The sequence below is a fragment of the Arsukibacterium sp. genome, assembly GCF_033721375.1.
GTDB lineage: Bacteria > Pseudomonadota > Gammaproteobacteria > Enterobacterales > Alteromonadaceae > Alishewanella.
Map to the genome: position 1 here is coordinate 100283 of NZ_JAWWAP010000011.1, position 14800 is coordinate 115082.

General features: G+C 51.9%; 16 protein-coding genes. 7 read left to right on the plus strand and 9 right to left on the minus strand.

Annotated elements, in window-relative coordinates:
* Window positions 1–5 precede the first annotated feature (5 nt).
* Complete coding sequence (gene pip / locus R3187_RS16740; protein ID WP_318968206.1) at window positions 6–914, minus strand: prolyl aminopeptidase; 909 nt, start codon at window positions 912–914, stop codon at window positions 6–8.
* Between the two features lie 22 nt (window positions 915–936).
* Window positions 937–1164, minus strand: a complete 228-nt coding sequence (locus R3187_RS16745) for a ChaB family protein (RefSeq protein ID WP_318968207.1) — start codon at window positions 1162–1164, stop codon at window positions 937–939.
* A 161-nt stretch (window positions 1165–1325) separates the two neighbouring features.
* Between R3187_RS16745 and R3187_RS16750 the strand changes: the two genes are divergently transcribed.
* Entirely contained in the window at window positions 1326–1946 is a 621-nt protein-coding gene (locus R3187_RS16750; RefSeq protein ID WP_318968208.1) for a superoxide dismutase family protein, read from the plus strand.
* A 58-nt stretch (window positions 1947–2004) separates the two neighbouring features.
* On the opposite strand, the gene gppA is transcribed toward R3187_RS16750, so the two are convergent.
* Both gppA and rhlB read right to left on the minus strand, forming a co-directional pair.
* Window positions 2005–3564, minus strand: a complete 1560-nt coding sequence (gene gppA, locus R3187_RS16755; protein WP_318968209.1) for a guanosine-5'-triphosphate,3'-diphosphate diphosphatase — start codon at window positions 3562–3564, stop codon at window positions 2005–2007.
* A complete protein-coding gene (gene rhlB, locus R3187_RS16760) occupies window positions 3530–4816 on the minus strand; it encodes an ATP-dependent RNA helicase RhlB (protein WP_318968210.1) in 1287 nt (428 codons plus the stop codon). Before rhlB ends, gppA begins: the two co-directional genes overlap by 35 nt.
* A gap of 101 nt (window positions 4817–4917) precedes the next feature.
* Between rhlB and trxA the strand changes: the two genes are divergently transcribed.
* The 3 genes from trxA (at window position 4918) to R3187_RS16775 (ending at window position 8079) form a co-directional block, all read left to right on the plus strand.
* Window positions 4918–5244 carry a thioredoxin TrxA gene (gene trxA / locus R3187_RS16765; RefSeq protein ID WP_097112835.1) on the plus strand — a complete coding sequence of 109 codons (327 nt, stop codon included), beginning with the start codon at window positions 4918–4920 and terminating at the stop codon, window positions 5242–5244.
* A 192-nt stretch (window positions 5245–5436) separates the two neighbouring features.
* Window positions 5437–6702 (plus strand): transcription termination factor Rho, encoded by a 1266-nt coding sequence (rho, locus tag R3187_RS16770; protein ID WP_097112836.1) that lies wholly within the window; start codon window positions 5437–5439, stop codon window positions 6700–6702.
* Window positions 6703–6783: 81 nt separating this feature from the next.
* The gene (locus R3187_RS16775; RefSeq protein ID WP_318968211.1) at window positions 6784–8079 is read left to right on the plus strand and encodes an NAD(P)/FAD-dependent oxidoreductase; all 1296 of its coding nucleotides are present in this window, start codon (window positions 6784–6786) and stop codon (window positions 8077–8079) included.
* Here the strand turns inward: R3187_RS16775 and R3187_RS16780 are convergent.
* From R3187_RS16780 to R3187_RS16800, 5 genes are all read right to left on the minus strand, one after another.
* Window positions 8026–8922, minus strand: a complete 897-nt coding sequence (locus R3187_RS16780; protein WP_318968212.1) for a hypothetical protein — start codon at window positions 8920–8922, stop codon at window positions 8026–8028. The two genes, R3187_RS16775 and R3187_RS16780, sit on opposite strands and share 54 nt — an antisense overlap.
* Before the next feature lie 56 nt (window positions 8923–8978).
* Window positions 8979–10295 (minus strand): thymidine phosphorylase, encoded by a 1317-nt coding sequence (gene deoA / locus R3187_RS16785; RefSeq protein WP_318968213.1) that lies wholly within the window; start codon window positions 10293–10295, stop codon window positions 8979–8981.
* Between the two features lie 4 nt (window positions 10296–10299).
* Window positions 10300–10731: a cytidine deaminase gene (locus R3187_RS16790; protein WP_318968214.1), complete on the minus strand. Its 432-nt coding sequence runs from the start codon at window positions 10729–10731 to the stop codon at window positions 10300–10302.
* A gap of 104 nt (window positions 10732–10835) precedes the next feature.
* Window positions 10836–11612, minus strand: coding sequence for an amidohydrolase (locus tag R3187_RS16795; RefSeq protein WP_318968215.1), 777 nt, complete (start codon window positions 11610–11612; stop codon window positions 10836–10838).
* Window positions 11600–12787 carry a methionine aminotransferase gene (locus R3187_RS16800; protein ID WP_318968216.1) on the minus strand — a complete coding sequence of 396 codons (1188 nt, stop codon included), beginning with the start codon at window positions 12785–12787 and terminating at the stop codon, window positions 11600–11602. The genes R3187_RS16795 and R3187_RS16800 overlap by 13 nt, the downstream gene beginning before the upstream one ends.
* Window positions 12788–12913: 126 nt before the next feature.
* Between R3187_RS16800 and R3187_RS16805 the strand changes: the two genes are divergently transcribed.
* From R3187_RS16805 to R3187_RS16815, 3 genes are read left to right on the plus strand one after another with little or no spacing between them, the layout of a single operon-like run.
* Entirely contained in the window at window positions 12914–13552 is a 639-nt protein-coding gene (locus tag R3187_RS16805) for a methylthioribulose 1-phosphate dehydratase (RefSeq protein ID WP_318968217.1), read from the plus strand.
* Window positions 13549–14232 carry an acireductone synthase gene (mtnC, locus tag R3187_RS16810; RefSeq protein ID WP_318968218.1) on the plus strand — a complete coding sequence of 228 codons (684 nt, stop codon included), beginning with the start codon at window positions 13549–13551 and terminating at the stop codon, window positions 14230–14232. The genes R3187_RS16805 and mtnC overlap by 4 nt, the downstream gene beginning before the upstream one ends.
* Window positions 14229–14771 carry an acireductone dioxygenase gene (locus R3187_RS16815; protein WP_318968219.1) on the plus strand — a complete coding sequence of 181 codons (543 nt, stop codon included), beginning with the start codon at window positions 14229–14231 and terminating at the stop codon, window positions 14769–14771. The genes mtnC and R3187_RS16815 overlap by 4 nt, the downstream gene beginning before the upstream one ends.
* The last annotated feature ends 29 nt before the right edge of the window (window positions 14772–14800 follow it).

Genomic DNA, 14800 nt, shown 5'->3' on the forward strand with positions numbered 1-14800 from the left:
AATAATCACTCCTCAGGCTCTATTCTTTGCAGCAGGGCTCGCAAGGCTGCAAAATTTTCAGGCTCGCTGGCGTCATGCGCAGCATGGGGTGTAATTGTCAACCGGGCCTGGCTTACTGCGTTGGCCAGCTGCCAGGCTGAAACACAGGGACAAATCGTGTCGTAGCGGCCATGGACAATATCGATGGCGATGTCCTGTAGTGCAGCACAATGACGCAGAATAAAATCGTCTTCCATAAAACCGTTGTTGACGAAGTAGTAACTGGCCAGCTGTGCCATAGGCAAGCTGGTCGCCGGATCACAAAATTCAGCAATTTTCTGCCGGCCTGGCGTTAAAAATGAATTGACGGCTTCCCATCTGGCCCAGCTCATCGCTGCTGCTTGCTGCTCGTCGCTGTTACCACTGGTCAGCAGCTTATAATAAGCCTGCACCGGCTGGTCAGGCTGGCCGATAGTATCGATAAACTGCTGATACTCATCTGGATACAACTGGTTTGCGCCCTGCTGATAAAACCATTTCAGTTCCTGCTGCCGGCATAAAAACACCCCCCACAGAATTAACCGCAACACCCGCTGTGGATAATGAATAGCATAGAGCAAACTGAGTGTGCTGCCCCAACTTCCGCCCACCAGCATGACTTGCTCGATTGTCAGTGCAGCACGTAACTGCTCTATGTCGTCAATTAGCTGCGTCGTGGTATTCGCCTGCAGCCGCTTGCTGAATTTGCTAAGACCACAACCCCGCTGATCGAAGAAAATCACTGGCCGGCGCAGCCCGGCAAACAGTTCTTTATCCGCTGGACGAACACCAGCACCCGGCCCGCCATGCAAAAACAGCAGCGGAGTAGCGCTGCGGATATCTCCCTGGATCTGGTAGTGCAGTTGATGGCCATCGCCAACGTTCAGAAAAGGCATTGGTTCACTCGCTGACTATAGATTAGCTGGCGACCCAGTTACCAGCATCATTCTTATGGTACTGCTGTTTTACCGCCGCCCAGGCTACCTTATGCGCAACGTCTTCGCGGCTGTCATCACCCTGCCGATCGTCAGGGTCTTTGTATTTATCCCAGGCGTTATTAAATGCTTCCTGATAAATCTCCTGGGCATGCTTGGGTAAATTATCTCGTACTGAGTCCGGTAACTCACTGCGCTTATCGTACGGCATAAATATTTCCTGTGTCTGTCACGCTACCAAGGAAATAGCAAAGCTCGTGCCAGCTTGCTATAACAACTGGCACTCACCGTTTGGCCTTAAAATTGCAACTTAACAAATGGATAACGGTAAAGCAGTTACTATTGCCAGCTAATAATCAAAAGGAGAACATGATGAAATTACGGGTTTTTTCACTATCAGTTATCGCGACAGCGTTGTTAGCAGGCTGTAGCCCGGACAACCGTCCAGACGCTGATCCGCTGCCAGATACCATGCCAGCCAGTGACGCCACGCCGGTAGCCGGCCAGCCACGCTCGCCCGCAGATGCAGAGACCGAAACCAGCACGCTGATTGTTTATATGAACCGGGTTACACCAGATGAGGTGGCTGCCGGATCAGGTACTATCACTGTCAGACAAACCAGCGACGGCCTCGTTTTCACGCCAAATCTGATGGGATTAAATGCGGGTATGCATGGTTTTCATATCCACCAGAATCCAAGCTGTGAGCCGGAACTGAAAGACGGCAAACCAGTAGCCGCCGCCGCTGCCGGGGGCCATTATGACCCGACCAATGCCGGTACCCATACCGGGCCTCAAGGCGACGGTCACAAAGGCGATTTACCAATGATTGAAGTGGACAGCTCAGGGGCGCAGCAGGCAGTGACGATTAAAGGCTTAACGCTGGATGATCTGAAAAACCGCTCGCTGGTGGTGCATAAGCGGCGTGATGACTACAGCAGCAATCCGGCTGGCGACAGTGGCCCACGTATTATGTGCGGTGTCATCGATTAATCCGCAATAATTACAAAGAGTCCCGGTAATATTTACTGATAATAGCTCGCGGCAGTTGCTACTTAATCAGCAACTGCCAACCGGCCTGCTGCTGATACTGCACTTCCTGCTCCAGCTCGGCGCGCATCAACGGGTGTTGTTCCAGCCAGTTGGCGGGCATCTGCAGATTAAGCGTTTCAGCCTTAGTGGTAATTTTCACCTCGGGCAACACTTCATGGCGCCGGCGCATCGACAGAATAACGGCCAGGCGCAAAATGCGGGTTAAGCGCACCGTTAACAATACCGATGTCATAGTCTGGCGGGCGATAACGTCGCGGCTGATATCGGCCCGGTGATTATGCACCAGCGCCATCACCAGCTGTTGCTGGGCCCGGGTAAAACCCGGCAGATCAGAATGGTTGATAATATAAGCGCCGTGATGGTGGTGGTTTTTATATTCAATCAGTAAGCCAAGCTCATGTAACAGCGCGCCGCAGCGTAACATGCTGTGACCTTCAAATTTATCCAGATCCCAGCGATGCTGTAGCTGGCCGGCCAGTTCAACCGCCATATCAGCTACCCGCTCAGCATGGCGCTGATCAATAAAATAACGCACCATCAGGCTGGCCACGGTCCGGTTGCGCACATCGCTATGCTGTAACTGGGGCAACATGCTGTACAACACCCCTTCACGCAGGGCGCCACCAGACAAGGTCATACCGTGAATTTTTAGTTTACGAAACAGCGCAACCAGAATGGCCAGACCCGAGGCAAAAACCTGTTTGCGTTCCTGCGCCAGGCCAATAATATTCAGCTGACTGACCGGGCCACAGGCCATCGCCTGTTGCATAATGTCTTCGAGCTTACCCAGAGTAATGACTTCATCTTTACCCTGTGCCACCAGAATTTCCTGTACTGCCTGTACTGTGCCTGAGGCACCTACCGCAATTTGCCAGCCTTTTTCAAGAAAATCGGTACAGATAGCATCAATCTGCTGTTCGGCGGCGCTAATCGCCTGGCTGAAGTTGTCCTCACTAAGCTCACCATCACCAAAGTAACGTTCCAGAAAAGTCACACAGCCCATATTAAGGCTGGCCAGCAGTTCAGGGGTAAAGCCACGGCCCACCACCACTTCGGTACTGGCGCCGCCGATATCAATCACCAACCGGTTGGAGTCACAATTTGAGGTATGGGCCACGCCCAGATAAATAATCCGGGCCTCATCGGCGCCACTGATCACCTGGACCTTCTGGCCCAGGATAATTTCAGCTTCTCTGAGGAAGGTTTTAACATTTTGCGCCAGACGCAAGGTGGCAGTGCCAACTATCCGGATATTTGCCGCCGGAATGTCCTGCAGCCGCTCGGCAAACAATGCCAGACATTCCCAGCCGCGTTTCATCGCCTTGCGGCTGAGTACTAAATTGTTATTCAGACCTGCTGCCAGCCTGACTTTACGCTTTACCCTGCCAATAACCTGGACAGAGCCACCCACCACTTTCACCATCAGCATATGGAAACTGTTGGAGCCAAGGTCAATAACCGCATAGATGTCGCTATGCGGTGAGGTATCACTCAGCAGGGCAGCCGGAACCTGCGGCGGTGTGCTAGCGGGGGCGGCTGCGTGGGTTTCTTGGGCCATTACTGCTGCGTCCACTGTTGCCACGAGCCGGACCACTGCGAGCCTGACCAGGACGGCGCCGAACCCGGGGTTTAGGTACGGTTAAATCGTCCAGCAACGCATTAGCATCATACTGGGTTAACGCGATTGGATGCCTAATGTAGTCTTCAATAGCGGTTAAATTCAGGGCATAACGTTCGCAGGCAAAGCTGATGGCTTTACCACTTTCGCCGGCGCGACCGGTACGGCCAATCCGGTGCACATAGTCTTCACAATCGTCTGGCAGATCATAGTTAAAAACATGGCTTACTTTCGGGATGTGCAAGCCACGGGCAGCCACATCGGTTGCCACCAGAATATCCAGTTTGCCGGTGGTAAAGTCGTCGAGAATCTTCAGTCGTTTTTTCTGAATAACATCGCCTGTCAGCATGCCTACCCGATGGCCGTCGGCCTCCAGCCAGGCATAAACATCTTCACAAGCGTGCTTGGTATTGGCAAACACAATCGCTTTGTCCGGCCAGTCTTCTTCCATCAGCGTCAGCAACAACTTCATTTTGTGCTCATGCGCCGGGTAAAACAGCTCTTCGCTAATCTGGCTGCCGGTCATTTCATCCGGTGCCACATGAATATGGACCGGCTCGTTCATTTTTTCGAATGCCAGCTCCTGCACCTTATAAGACAAGGTGGCAGAAAATAATAAACTTAAGCGCTCAGTAGCGGGTGGCATCCGGTTAAACATAAAGCGGATATCTTTAATAAAGCCTAAATCGAACATCCGGTCGGCTTCATCCAGTACCACAACCTGAATTTGGTCAAGGCTGTAAAGCCCTTGTTTTAAATAATCAATTAAACGGCCGGTGGTGCCAATTAAAATATCTACGCCTTGTTCCAGCAATTGCCGTTGAGAATCGTAGCCCTCGCCACCATATATTAAGCCAAGCCGCATGTTGGTTTTCTGGGCCAGCATTACGGCATCGTTATGGATCTGCACCGCCAGTTCCCGCGTAGGAGCCATAATGATAGCGCGTGGTTGCCCTGATCCTTTAGGTTCATGGTTAAGCAGGTAATGGAAAGTTGCCGTTAAAAAAGCCAGGGTTTTGCCGGTACCGGTCTGGGCCTGACCCGCTATATCTTTGCCCGCCAGCGCCAGGGGTAAACACTGGGCCTGAATTGGCGTACAATAGCTGTAACCTTGCGCCGATAAAGCGTCAAGAACTTGTGGCGCCAATGCGAAATCGGCGAATTTATGTGAGGTTAAGTGAGTTTTATTCATACCTGCCTAGCATAACTGTTACGCTTGCAATAAGAAACAGCCACGTTTAAATTGATAACACATTTTTGCAGTGTAACTGCACAGCCTGAACGGAGAAATAGATGAGCGAACAAATTTTACAGGTTTCTGACGACAGTTTTGAAGCTGATGTTTTAAAAGCTGAAGTACCGGTACTGGTCGACTTCTGGGCAGAATGGTGTGGCCCTTGTAAAATGATCGCACCTATTCTGGAAGACGTTGCTGCGGAATACAGCGGTAAAGTCAGCATCGCCAAAGTGAATATTGACCAGAATCCGAATACCCCGCCAAAATTTGGTATTCGTGGTATTCCAACCTTACTGTTGTTCAAAAATGGCCAGGTTGCGGCGACTAAGGTTGGCGCACTATCTAAAACCCAGTTAAAAGAGTTTTTAGATAGCAATATCTGAAAATGACGGAAAAAGGCGTATTTTTGTACGCCTTTTTGCTGTTCACTGCTGGACGTGCCTGACAACTGCTGCTATTGTGTGGCTAAGCAAATACCTTAAACCACGCTTGTCTGTCGAATAAACCAACTTCCAAACCTTTATTATCGAGCCGATAAGCATTTTCTGTTTTTACCAACAAGAACCCATCAAACTATGCATTTAACAGAACTGAAACTGAAACCAATTAGCGAACTGGTTGATTTGGCTGAGTCCATGGGCCAGGAAAACATGGCCCGCCTGCGCAAACAAGATATTATCTTCGCAATATTAAAAGCCCACGCTAAAAACGGTGAAGAAATCTTCGGTGCGGGTGTGTTGGAAATTCTGCAGGATGGTTTTGGTTTCTTACGTTCGTCAGACAGCTCTTACTTAGCCGGGCCGGATGATATTTATGTCTCTCCGAGCCAGATCCGTCGCTTTAACCTGCGAACCGGTGACAGTATTTCCGGATTAATCCGGCCGCCGAAAGAAGGCGAACGCTATTTTGCCCTGTTAAAAGTAAACGAAGTTAACTTCGGCCGGCCAGAGCAGGCCCGCAATAAAATTTTATTTGAAAACTTAACCGCACTGCATGCCAACTCGCGGCTGCGGATGGAACGCGGTAACGGTAGCCGGGAAGATATCACCGCCCGGGTGCTGGATTTAGCCTCACCGATTGGCCGGGGTCAGCGCGGCTTAATCGTCGCACCGCCGAAAGCCGGTAAAACCATTTTGCTGCAAAATATCGCCCAGTCTATTGCCGCCAATCACCCGGAATGTGTGTTGATGGTGTTGCTGATTGATGAGCGGCCGGAAGAAGTGACAGAAATGCAGCGCCTGGTTAAAGGCGAAGTAATTGCCTCTACTTTCGATGAGCCAGCCAGCCGCCACGTTCAGGTAGCTGAAATGGTGATAGAAAAAGCCAAACGGCTGGTAGAGCACAAAAAAGACGTGATCATTCTGCTCGACTCTATTACCCGCTTAGCTCGTGCCTATAACACTGTTATTCCAAGTTCAGGCAAAGTCCTTACCGGTGGTGTTGATGCCAATGCCCTGCATAAGCCAAAGCGCTTTTTTGGTGCAGCCCGTAACGTGGAAGAAGGCGGCAGCTTAACCATTATCGCTACCGCGCTGGTTGATACCGGCTCGAAAATGGATGAAGTAATCTACGAAGAGTTTAAAGGCACCGGTAATATGGAGCTGCACTTATCGCGCAAAATTGCCGAACGTCGCATCTTCCCCGCTATCGACTTTAACCGCTCCGGTACCCGCCGCGAAGAATTGCTGGCTTCGCCGGAAGAGCTGCAGAAAATGTGGATCCTGCGCAAAATTCTGCACCCGATGGACGAAAGCGACTGTATGGAATTTTTAATCGACAAGTTATCGATGACCAAAACCAACGATGAATTTTTCGATGCCATGAAGCGGCAAAAATCTTAACCCCGAAAACCGGCGCCCGCGCCGGTTTTTTTATGGCTGCAGCACGACACTGATTTAAAAGAAACGGAAGGAAAGCGTAACATGATCCCCCCTCGCATCGTAGTTGTTGGCGGTGGCGCCGGTGGCCTGGAACTGGCTACCCGGCTTGGCAATAAACTGGGCCGGAAAAAACGCGCTCATATCACCCTGGTCGATCGCAATCATACTCATATCTGGAAACCTCTGCTGCATGAAGTGGCAACCGGCACCCTCGATGTTGAAATTGATCAGCTAAGCTACCGGGCGCATGCCGCCAGTCATCATTTTGAGTTCCAGTTGGGTAATTTCACTGGCTTAAACCGCGAACAAAAAACCATTACTCTGGCCGCCATTGGTTCATCCGATGGCGAGCAATTGCTGGCCGAACGCGAGCTTAGCTACGACTATCTGGTGCTGGCCATTGGCAGCATTTCTAATCACTTTAATACCCCGGGCGTGGCAGAGCATTGTATATTTCTGGACAGCCCGGGCCAGGCACATCGCTTTCAGCGCAGGCTGCTGGAGGCGTATTTAAAGCTGAACTCGCCCCAGCATCCGAAAGATAAACTAAACATTGCTATCGTCGGTGCAGGTGCCACCGGAGTAGAGCTTGCTGCAGAGCTTTATCATGCGGCAGCAGAGCTTAACCTGTATGGCTTTGCTGACTTACGCTCTGACCGGCTGAATATCTCTCTGGTGGAAGCCGGGCCCCGGATTTTACCGGCGCTGCCTGAGCGGATGGCCAATGCGGCGTTAAAAGAGCTGCAAAAACTCGGGGTTGATGTCCGCGTTAACACCAGGGTGACTGCTGCAGATTGTCATGGCTTACAACTGGGCGAACAGCATCTGGATGCTGAGCTGATGGTTTGGGCGGCCGGCATTAAAGCGCCTGATTTTATGCGTGATTTGGCAGGGCTGGAAACCAACCGGCTTAATCAGCTGGTGGTTAATTCCATGCTGCAAAGCAGCCGCGATGCCAGTATTCTGGTGATTGGCGATTGTGCTGCCTGTCCGCTACCCGATGGCAAATGGGTGCCACCACGGGCGCAGTCAGCCCATCAGATGGCCAGTTTGGTGGCGACTAACCTGATTGCCACCTTAAATAACCAGCCGCTGCAACAGTTTAAATATAAAGACCACGGCTCACTGATTTCATTAAGTCGTTTTGGCACTGTCGGTAGCTTAATGGGCAATCTGGTGGGTGGTGCGATGATGATTGAAGGCCGGCTCGCCCGGCTGGCTTATATCTCACTGTACCGGATGCATCAGGTGGCGCTACATGGCTGGCTGAAAATGCTGGTAATATCAATGGTGGCCCGGATCAACCGCATTGTCCGGCCGCGGCTGAAACTGCATTAGGGCGTCTTTGCGCAAGCTGGCAATTTCACTGCTTAATCTGTGGCGGGCGCTGTCATCCAGCCAGCGCAGCATGGCATTCGTATAGGTGGCTTGTTGCCACAAGCCTGGCAGTAGCTGGTTGATGGCAGCTATTGCTGACTTGCCTGTGGCATCTTTGCTACAGGTTACATAAGACACGCTGGCAATATTGGCATCAATAATGGCGCGGTGCTCCAGAGCTGCCGCTTCAGCCAATAACCTGTTAAAGTACTCCAGCCGTTCGGGATACTCAATCACATAGTGTACCCGGCCGCTGGCCAGCAGTGCGACCGCATTAACTTCACTGGTAAATGGATAACTACTAAGATTACTACTGGTCTGTTGCAGAGCCCGGATAATAACATCCGGGTAAAAGCGGCTGGGTTGGTATACGCCGCTCAACTCAGGATCCTGTGCCAGGATTGCAATATTAACGCCATCAGCCTGATTGGCAGGATGGTTACTGAGCGTACCGGCAATATAAGCAACCGCCAACGCCGGCCCAACAGCGACTGGATTCGAGAACAGCCGGTTAACTGCCCGCTGCTCTGAAAATAAGGTACCAACAGAACAATTCGCTACCTCTGCATCAGTAAAAACCTGCTCCAGCCGCGCCATACTGACCAAACGATTGCGGTGATTAAATTGCGGTAGCCGCTCAGTCAGCTGCCGCTGCAGTAAATCAAATGTGCCCTGTCCCTGGTAAGGCCCGCTGACAATCTGATGCGGCGGCCAGTCGGCTTGCAACCAGTTCAGAGTTGGCCTGGCTTGTACATCACACGCCAGCAGTAGTAACACACTGCCAGCTAATTTATTTAATAACATGATGAGCCCCACTGTTGGTCAGGCTAACTTTAGCCAATAGCGGGACCTAATGCCAGTTAACCGATAGTATGATGCAGCAAAGGCAATGGAGCGTTATGCTGCGCGTCAATCGTCAGTGCAGCCTGGTATTCCTGCCGGGCAATCCCGGCCGCCTCTGCACTGGCCGCATGCACCCGGGCAATGATATCGCCCTGCTGCACTTTGCTTCCTGCTGCCAGTATGTCACTAAAACCGACCGCCGGGTCAATCTGCTGGCTGGGGTGCGAGCGACCACCACCTAAGCGCACTACCGCCATGCCCAGGCCGACGGTATTGTGATAACTGAGATAACCGCTTTGCGGCGCCTTAATATCCTGCACCACCGGCGCACTGGCTAAATAGTGCTGTGGTTTTTCCAGTAAATCGGCCGGGCCGCCCAGTTCTGCCACCATTTTGCTGAATATCTCTGCGGCTTTACCTGAACTGAGACTCTGCTCAAGCGCGGCAATTGCCGCCGCTTTGTCGTTATACAAACCGCCAAGCAGCAGCATATTGGCACCGAGTTCCAGCGTTAGCTGGTGCAAGCGTGGTTCGCGGTATTTTCCGCTCAGGTAATCGAGGGTTTCCACGACCTCCAGCGCATTACCGGCCGTGCTGCCTAAAATCTGGTTCATGTCGGTGATCAGTGCCCGGGTCGCTACCCCGGCACCGGTAGCGGTATTAACAATACTGGTTGCCAGCGCACTGGCATCGTGGGCAGTGGCCATAATAGCGCCATTACCGACTTTGACATCCATGACCAGCGCATCCAGCCCTTCAGACAATTTCTTCGATAAAATGGAGGCGGTGATAAGCGGAATCGATTCTACCGTGGCGGTAACATCGCGAATGCCATATAAACGACGGTCAGCCGGTGCCAGCTCGCTGCTCTGGCCGACAATCATACAACCCAGCTGCGGCAATAATTGCTCAATCCGGCTTAAACTCTGGGTACAGCTATAGCCCGGAATACTTTCCAGCTTGTCAACGGTGCCGCCGGTATGGCCGAGGCCGCGACCGGCAATGCTCGGCATAAAGGCACCACAGGCTGCTACCATAGGTGCCAGCATCAGGGTGACTTTGTCGCCGACGCCACCGGTGCTGTGTTTGTCCACCACCGGGCCATTCAGTCTGCCTTGCCAGTTCAGTACCGTGCCGGAGTCGCGCATGGCCAGGGTTAACTCCACAATTTCACTGACCGCCATCCCATTTAAATAAATGGCCATCGCCAGTGCCGCTGCCTGGCTGTCACTGAAGCTGTCATCGGTTAAGCCTTTTACAAACTGACGAATATCGGCATGGCTTAACGGTTTACCGTTACGTTTGGTTTTAATAATTTCCTGGGGAATAGCCATAAGATTAACTGTCCTTACTGATTTTGGTACTGGCAGCCAGATAGGTCGGGGTAAAGGCATCGGGCAGTAATTGCTGCAGGCTCCAGTTTTGTTGCTGGCCTAAATGATTACTGCTGGTAATAGGCGCATCCGGCATAAAAAATTCGGCAATCACCTGGCGGCATATACCACAGGGCGGGGTAAGTTTACTTTGCGGGGTATAGACCAGTAAGGCGACAAACTTGCGCTCGCCGGCTACTACTGCTGCCGCTATGGCGTTGCGTTCGGCACACACCGTGCCGCCATAGGAGGCATTTTCGACATTACAACCGGCAAAAATCTTGCCATTTTCGGCCTGAATAGCCACTCCCACCGGGAATTGACTATAAGGGGCATAGGCCTGCTCGGAGGCGGCTTTGGCGGCAGCGTTAAGTGCTGCCCAGTTAATTGCTGTCACGCTGGCTGAACCTGCTTAATTACGGCCGTACAGTGTTGCCGCGAAACGCTTACAGGTCAAGCCTGTTGGTTAATTCAATGTTAGTTAATCCGGATCGAACTGAGTTAATCCAGACTAAAATGGTCTGCATCTAAATGGGCCGGAAACGCCTGCCGATATTGTGCCAGCGCTGTACCATCGAGGGTGGCAGTCAGTACCCCAGCTTCGCTTTTTGGCAAACTGGCCAATAGCTGGCCCTGATAATCCACTACTACGCTGTCACCACTATAGTGAATATCGTTACCATCCTGCCCCACCCGGTTTACAGCCAACACAAACGCCTGGTTTTCAATGGCCCTGGCCAGCAACAGGCTGCTCCAGGCATGGCGCCGCGCTGCCGGCCAGTTAGCGACATAAATCAGCACGTCATAATCATTCTGGTTGCGACTGAACACCGGAAAACGCAGATCGTAACAGACCTGCAGGCAAAAACGCAGGCCACGCCAGCGTACTATTACCCGCTCCCGCCCCGCCTGATAAGCATGCTGCTCGCCCGCCATCCGGAATAAATGCTTTTTATCGTAAAAGCTGACTGCGCCATCCGGGCTGACAAAATACAGCCGGTTAACATAGCCACCGGTCGTTGTTTTAACGGCCAGCGAGCCGGTAATTGCGGCGTTTAAGGCTTTGGCCTGCTCAGTTAGCCAGGTTAAACCCGGGCCGGGTTCCTGCTCTGCTATTTCGGTGCTTTGCATACTAAAACCGCTGGTAAACATTTCCGGCAGTACCACTAAATCAGATGGCGCTAAATCAGCTAGCAGCGCACTGAAATGGGCCAGATTGGCCTCGCTGTCCTGCCAGTACAATGTGGTTTGCAGCAGACTGACTTTTACAGCTGACATAACACCTCCGCTGCCTGATTTAAGGTGGCCGGTGTTTTAGCAAAACAAAACCGGATAAGCCGGGCCCCGGTCGGCTTTTGATAAAACACACTAAGTGGGATAGCCGCCACTTTATGTTCAATAGTTAACCAGCGACAGAATTCGACGTCTGGCAAGTTGCTGATTGCACCGTAGTCTGCCAGCTGAAAATACGTAGCCGCACTGGGCAGCAACTGCAGCCGACTGTCAGTTAATCCTGTCACAAACTGATCGCGTTTTTGCTGATAAAACGTCGCCAGGCCGCTGACCTGTTCAGGCTGCATTGCCAGCATATCGGCTATCGCATGCTGCGCCGGGGTAAAACTGGAGAACGTGACATACTGATGAATTTTCCGAAACTCAGCGCTAAGTAATGGCGGAGCCACGCAATAGCCCAGCTTCCAGCCGGTAACATGAAAGGTTTTGCCAAAAGATGAGACGATAAAACTGCGCTCAGCCAATGCCGGGTAACAATGGGCACTCAGCCTGGGCGCACCATCAAATACCATATGCTCGTACACTTCATCGCTCAGACAATATAAGCCATGCTGGCATACCAGTGCCTGCAGGGCCTGCCAGTCATCATCATTAAATACGGTGGCGCTGGGATTATGCGGGCTGTTAACAATAATCAGTTTAGTCTTCGGGTTAATTGCTGCCGCCACCTGCTGCCAGTTCACTTTAAAATCAGGTGCCAACAGGCTCAGATGCACCGTGCTGCCGCCGGCCAGCTTAACCGCCGGCGCATAGCTGTCATAGGCCGGGTCAAACACTATCACTTCATCCCCCGGCTGCACTATCGCCTGAATGGCGACAAACAGCGCTTCAGTGGCCCCCGAGGTAACGGTTATCTGATGGTCGGGGTCAATGCTGCGCCGGTAGCAGCGACCTACCAGCTTACTGATTTGCTGACGCAACGGCAAAATGCCGGGCATCGGAGCGTATTGATTAGCGCCATGCTGACTGTGATAACTAAGCCGCTGCAACAGATAGTTGTCCGGTGCAAAGTCCGGAAAACCTTGAGACAAATTAATAGCTTGCTGCTCAGAAGCCAACTGGCTCATCTGGCTGAAAATACTGCTGCCCAGCGTCGGAAGTTTCGATTGGAAGGCCATATGCTCAGAAAAAGTTGCCAAAACCAGTCTGAATGCTATCATTCAGCCTGTTTTGTGTATAGACATCTAAATGGTTAAACGTTTAGCTGTCGAAGCGACAGTTCAGAGCAGATTTAACAACAGGCTTTTATGCCAGCTTTTTCTAACGGATTTCAATGACGGTTTTTTATGAACAACACTGCGCAGCTGCATCAAGTTAACCCCAACGCCATTGCGCTTTGCGCACTGGGTCGCTGGATTGCCGGCCGCCAGTGGGTGCCGGCTACCGGCGGCAATTTTTCTATCCGCAGCGGCGATAACAGCGCACTGGTTACCGCCTCGGGTAAAGATAAAGGTGAGTTAAGCCCGCAGGACTTACTACCGGTTAGCTGGCAGGGGCAGCAGCTTAGTTGTACTGGCACGCCCTCGGCAGAAACCGCGCTGCACGCCATGCTGTATCAGTTAAATCCAGCCACTAAAGCAGTGCTGCATACCCATTCAGTGCAGGCCACAGTATTTTCCCGCTTAATCAGTCAGAGTAATTACCTGTTTGCCGGCTATGAAATGCAAAAAGCCATTAGCGGCATCAGTAGCCATCAACAGTTGTTGTCACTGGCTATTTTTGACAACACCCAGGACATTCCTGCGCTGGCGGCAGAGCTTAACCAACGCTGGCACCAGCAACCGCTGCAATATGGTTTGCTGGTCCGCGGTCATGGTCTTTATGTTTGGGGTAACAGTCTGGAGCAGGCAAAAAGGCATTTAGAAGGTTGGGAGTTTCTTATAAACTGCGAGCTGGAACGTTTTAAAATTGCAGGCTTACCGTGAATTACCGCGCCATTATTACTGATATTGAAGGCACTACCAGCCGCATCAGCTTTGTTACCGACATATTGTTTCCTTATGCCGCCACCCATTTACCGGGTTTTATCCGCCAGCATCAGCAGCTGCCGGCTGTCGCCAGCGAACTGGCTCAGGTGCGCAAGCTGATGGCTGAACCAGAAGCAGATCTTGAACGCTGCATAACCCAGTTACTGGCCTGGCTGGCCGCCGATCAAAAAGTTACCCCGCTGAAAACCCTGCAGGGCATGGTCTGGGCCGAGGGTTATCAAAGCGGCGCTTTTACCGGCCATATTTATGCCGATGTCGCCGCCAAACTGGCCGACTGGCACAGCCAGGGTATAAAACTGTACGTTTACAGTTCCGGCTCGGTGGCGGCCCAAAAGCTGCTGTTTCAGTACAGTGACGCTGGTGACTTAACTCCGTTATTCAGTGGCTATTTCGATACCCGCATCGGTGCCAAACGCGACGTCTCGGCCTATGCCGCCATTTTGCAGCAGCTGCAACTGCCGCCACGTCAGGTATTGTTTTTATCCGATGTTACCGCTGAGCTTGACGCCGCCAGCGAGCTGGGTATCTCGACCGTACAGCTTATCCGTGAAGGCCAGCGCGCGGGTAAGCATCAAACCGCCAGCGATTTTTATCAGGTGCAGGAGATGATGGCATGAGCCGGTTAACGATATTTAACGACACTGATCCTGAACAGATAGTGCTCGACAGCACTGAGGTTACCGTTATTCAGCAACAGCTGCAGAGAGTTGGGGTGCAGTTTGCCCAGTGGCAAGCCAACGCACCGGTAACAGCTGATAGCAGTACAGAGCAAATCATCGCTGCCTACGGCGATGAAATTGCACGCTTAAAAGCGGCTGAGGGCTATATCACGGTTGATGTTATTTCACTAAGCCCGAATCATCCGGATAAACAGCAACTGCGGCAGAAATTTCTGGCCGAGCATACCCATAGCGAAGATGAAGTGCGGTTTTTTGTCCGTGGTCAGGGCCTGTTTTGCCTGCATATTGGCACTAAGGTGTATCAGGTACTGTGCCGGCAGAACGATTTAATCAGCGTACCGGCCAACACGCCACACTGGTTTGATATGGGTAGCGAGCCCGACTTTACCGCAATCCGCTTATTTAATAATCCCGACGGCTGGGTTGCCCATTTTAGCGGTAGCGATATCGCCACTAAGTTTCCGCTACTGGCTTAAAGTTTCCGCTACTGGCTTAAAGTTTCCGC

Excerpts from the sequence above, each read along its gene's own strand:
- R3187_RS16775 (WP_318968211.1), top strand. The coding sequence starts at position 6,784 with ATGATCCCCCCTCGCATCGTAGTTGTTGGCGGTGGCGCCGGTGGCCTG.
- R3187_RS16800 (WP_318968216.1), bottom strand. The coding sequence starts at position 12,787 with ATGATAGCATTCAGACTGGTTTTGGCAACTTTTTCTGAGCATATGGCC.
- pip (WP_318968206.1), bottom strand. The coding sequence starts at position 914 with ATGCCTTTTCTGAACGTTGGCGATGGCCATCAACTGCACTACCAGATC.
- R3187_RS16745 (WP_318968207.1), bottom strand. The coding sequence starts at position 1,164 with ATGCCGTACGATAAGCGCAGTGAGTTACCGGACTCAGTACGAGATAAT.
- R3187_RS16750 (WP_318968208.1), top strand. The coding sequence starts at position 1,326 with ATGAAATTACGGGTTTTTTCACTATCAGTTATCGCGACAGCGTTGTTA.
- R3187_RS16805 (WP_318968217.1), top strand. The coding sequence starts at position 12,914 with ATGAACAACACTGCGCAGCTGCATCAAGTTAACCCCAACGCCATTGCG.
- gppA (WP_318968209.1), bottom strand. The coding sequence starts at position 3,564 with ATGGCCCAAGAAACCCACGCAGCCGCCCCCGCTAGCACACCGCCGCAG.
- deoA (WP_318968213.1), bottom strand. The coding sequence starts at position 10,295 with ATGGCTATTCCCCAGGAAATTATTAAAACCAAACGTAACGGTAAACCG.
- rhlB (WP_318968210.1), bottom strand. The coding sequence starts at position 4,816 with ATGAATAAAACTCACTTAACCTCACATAAATTCGCCGATTTCGCATTG.
- R3187_RS16815 (WP_318968219.1), top strand. The coding sequence starts at position 14,229 with ATGAGCCGGTTAACGATATTTAACGACACTGATCCTGAACAGATAGTG.
- rho (WP_097112836.1), top strand. The coding sequence starts at position 5,437 with ATGCATTTAACAGAACTGAAACTGAAACCAATTAGCGAACTGGTTGAT.
- R3187_RS16780 (WP_318968212.1), bottom strand. The coding sequence starts at position 8,922 with ATGTTATTAAATAAATTAGCTGGCAGTGTGTTACTACTGCTGGCGTGT.
- trxA (WP_097112835.1), top strand. The coding sequence starts at position 4,918 with ATGAGCGAACAAATTTTACAGGTTTCTGACGACAGTTTTGAAGCTGAT.
- R3187_RS16795 (WP_318968215.1), bottom strand. The coding sequence starts at position 11,612 with ATGTCAGCTGTAAAAGTCAGTCTGCTGCAAACCACATTGTACTGGCAG.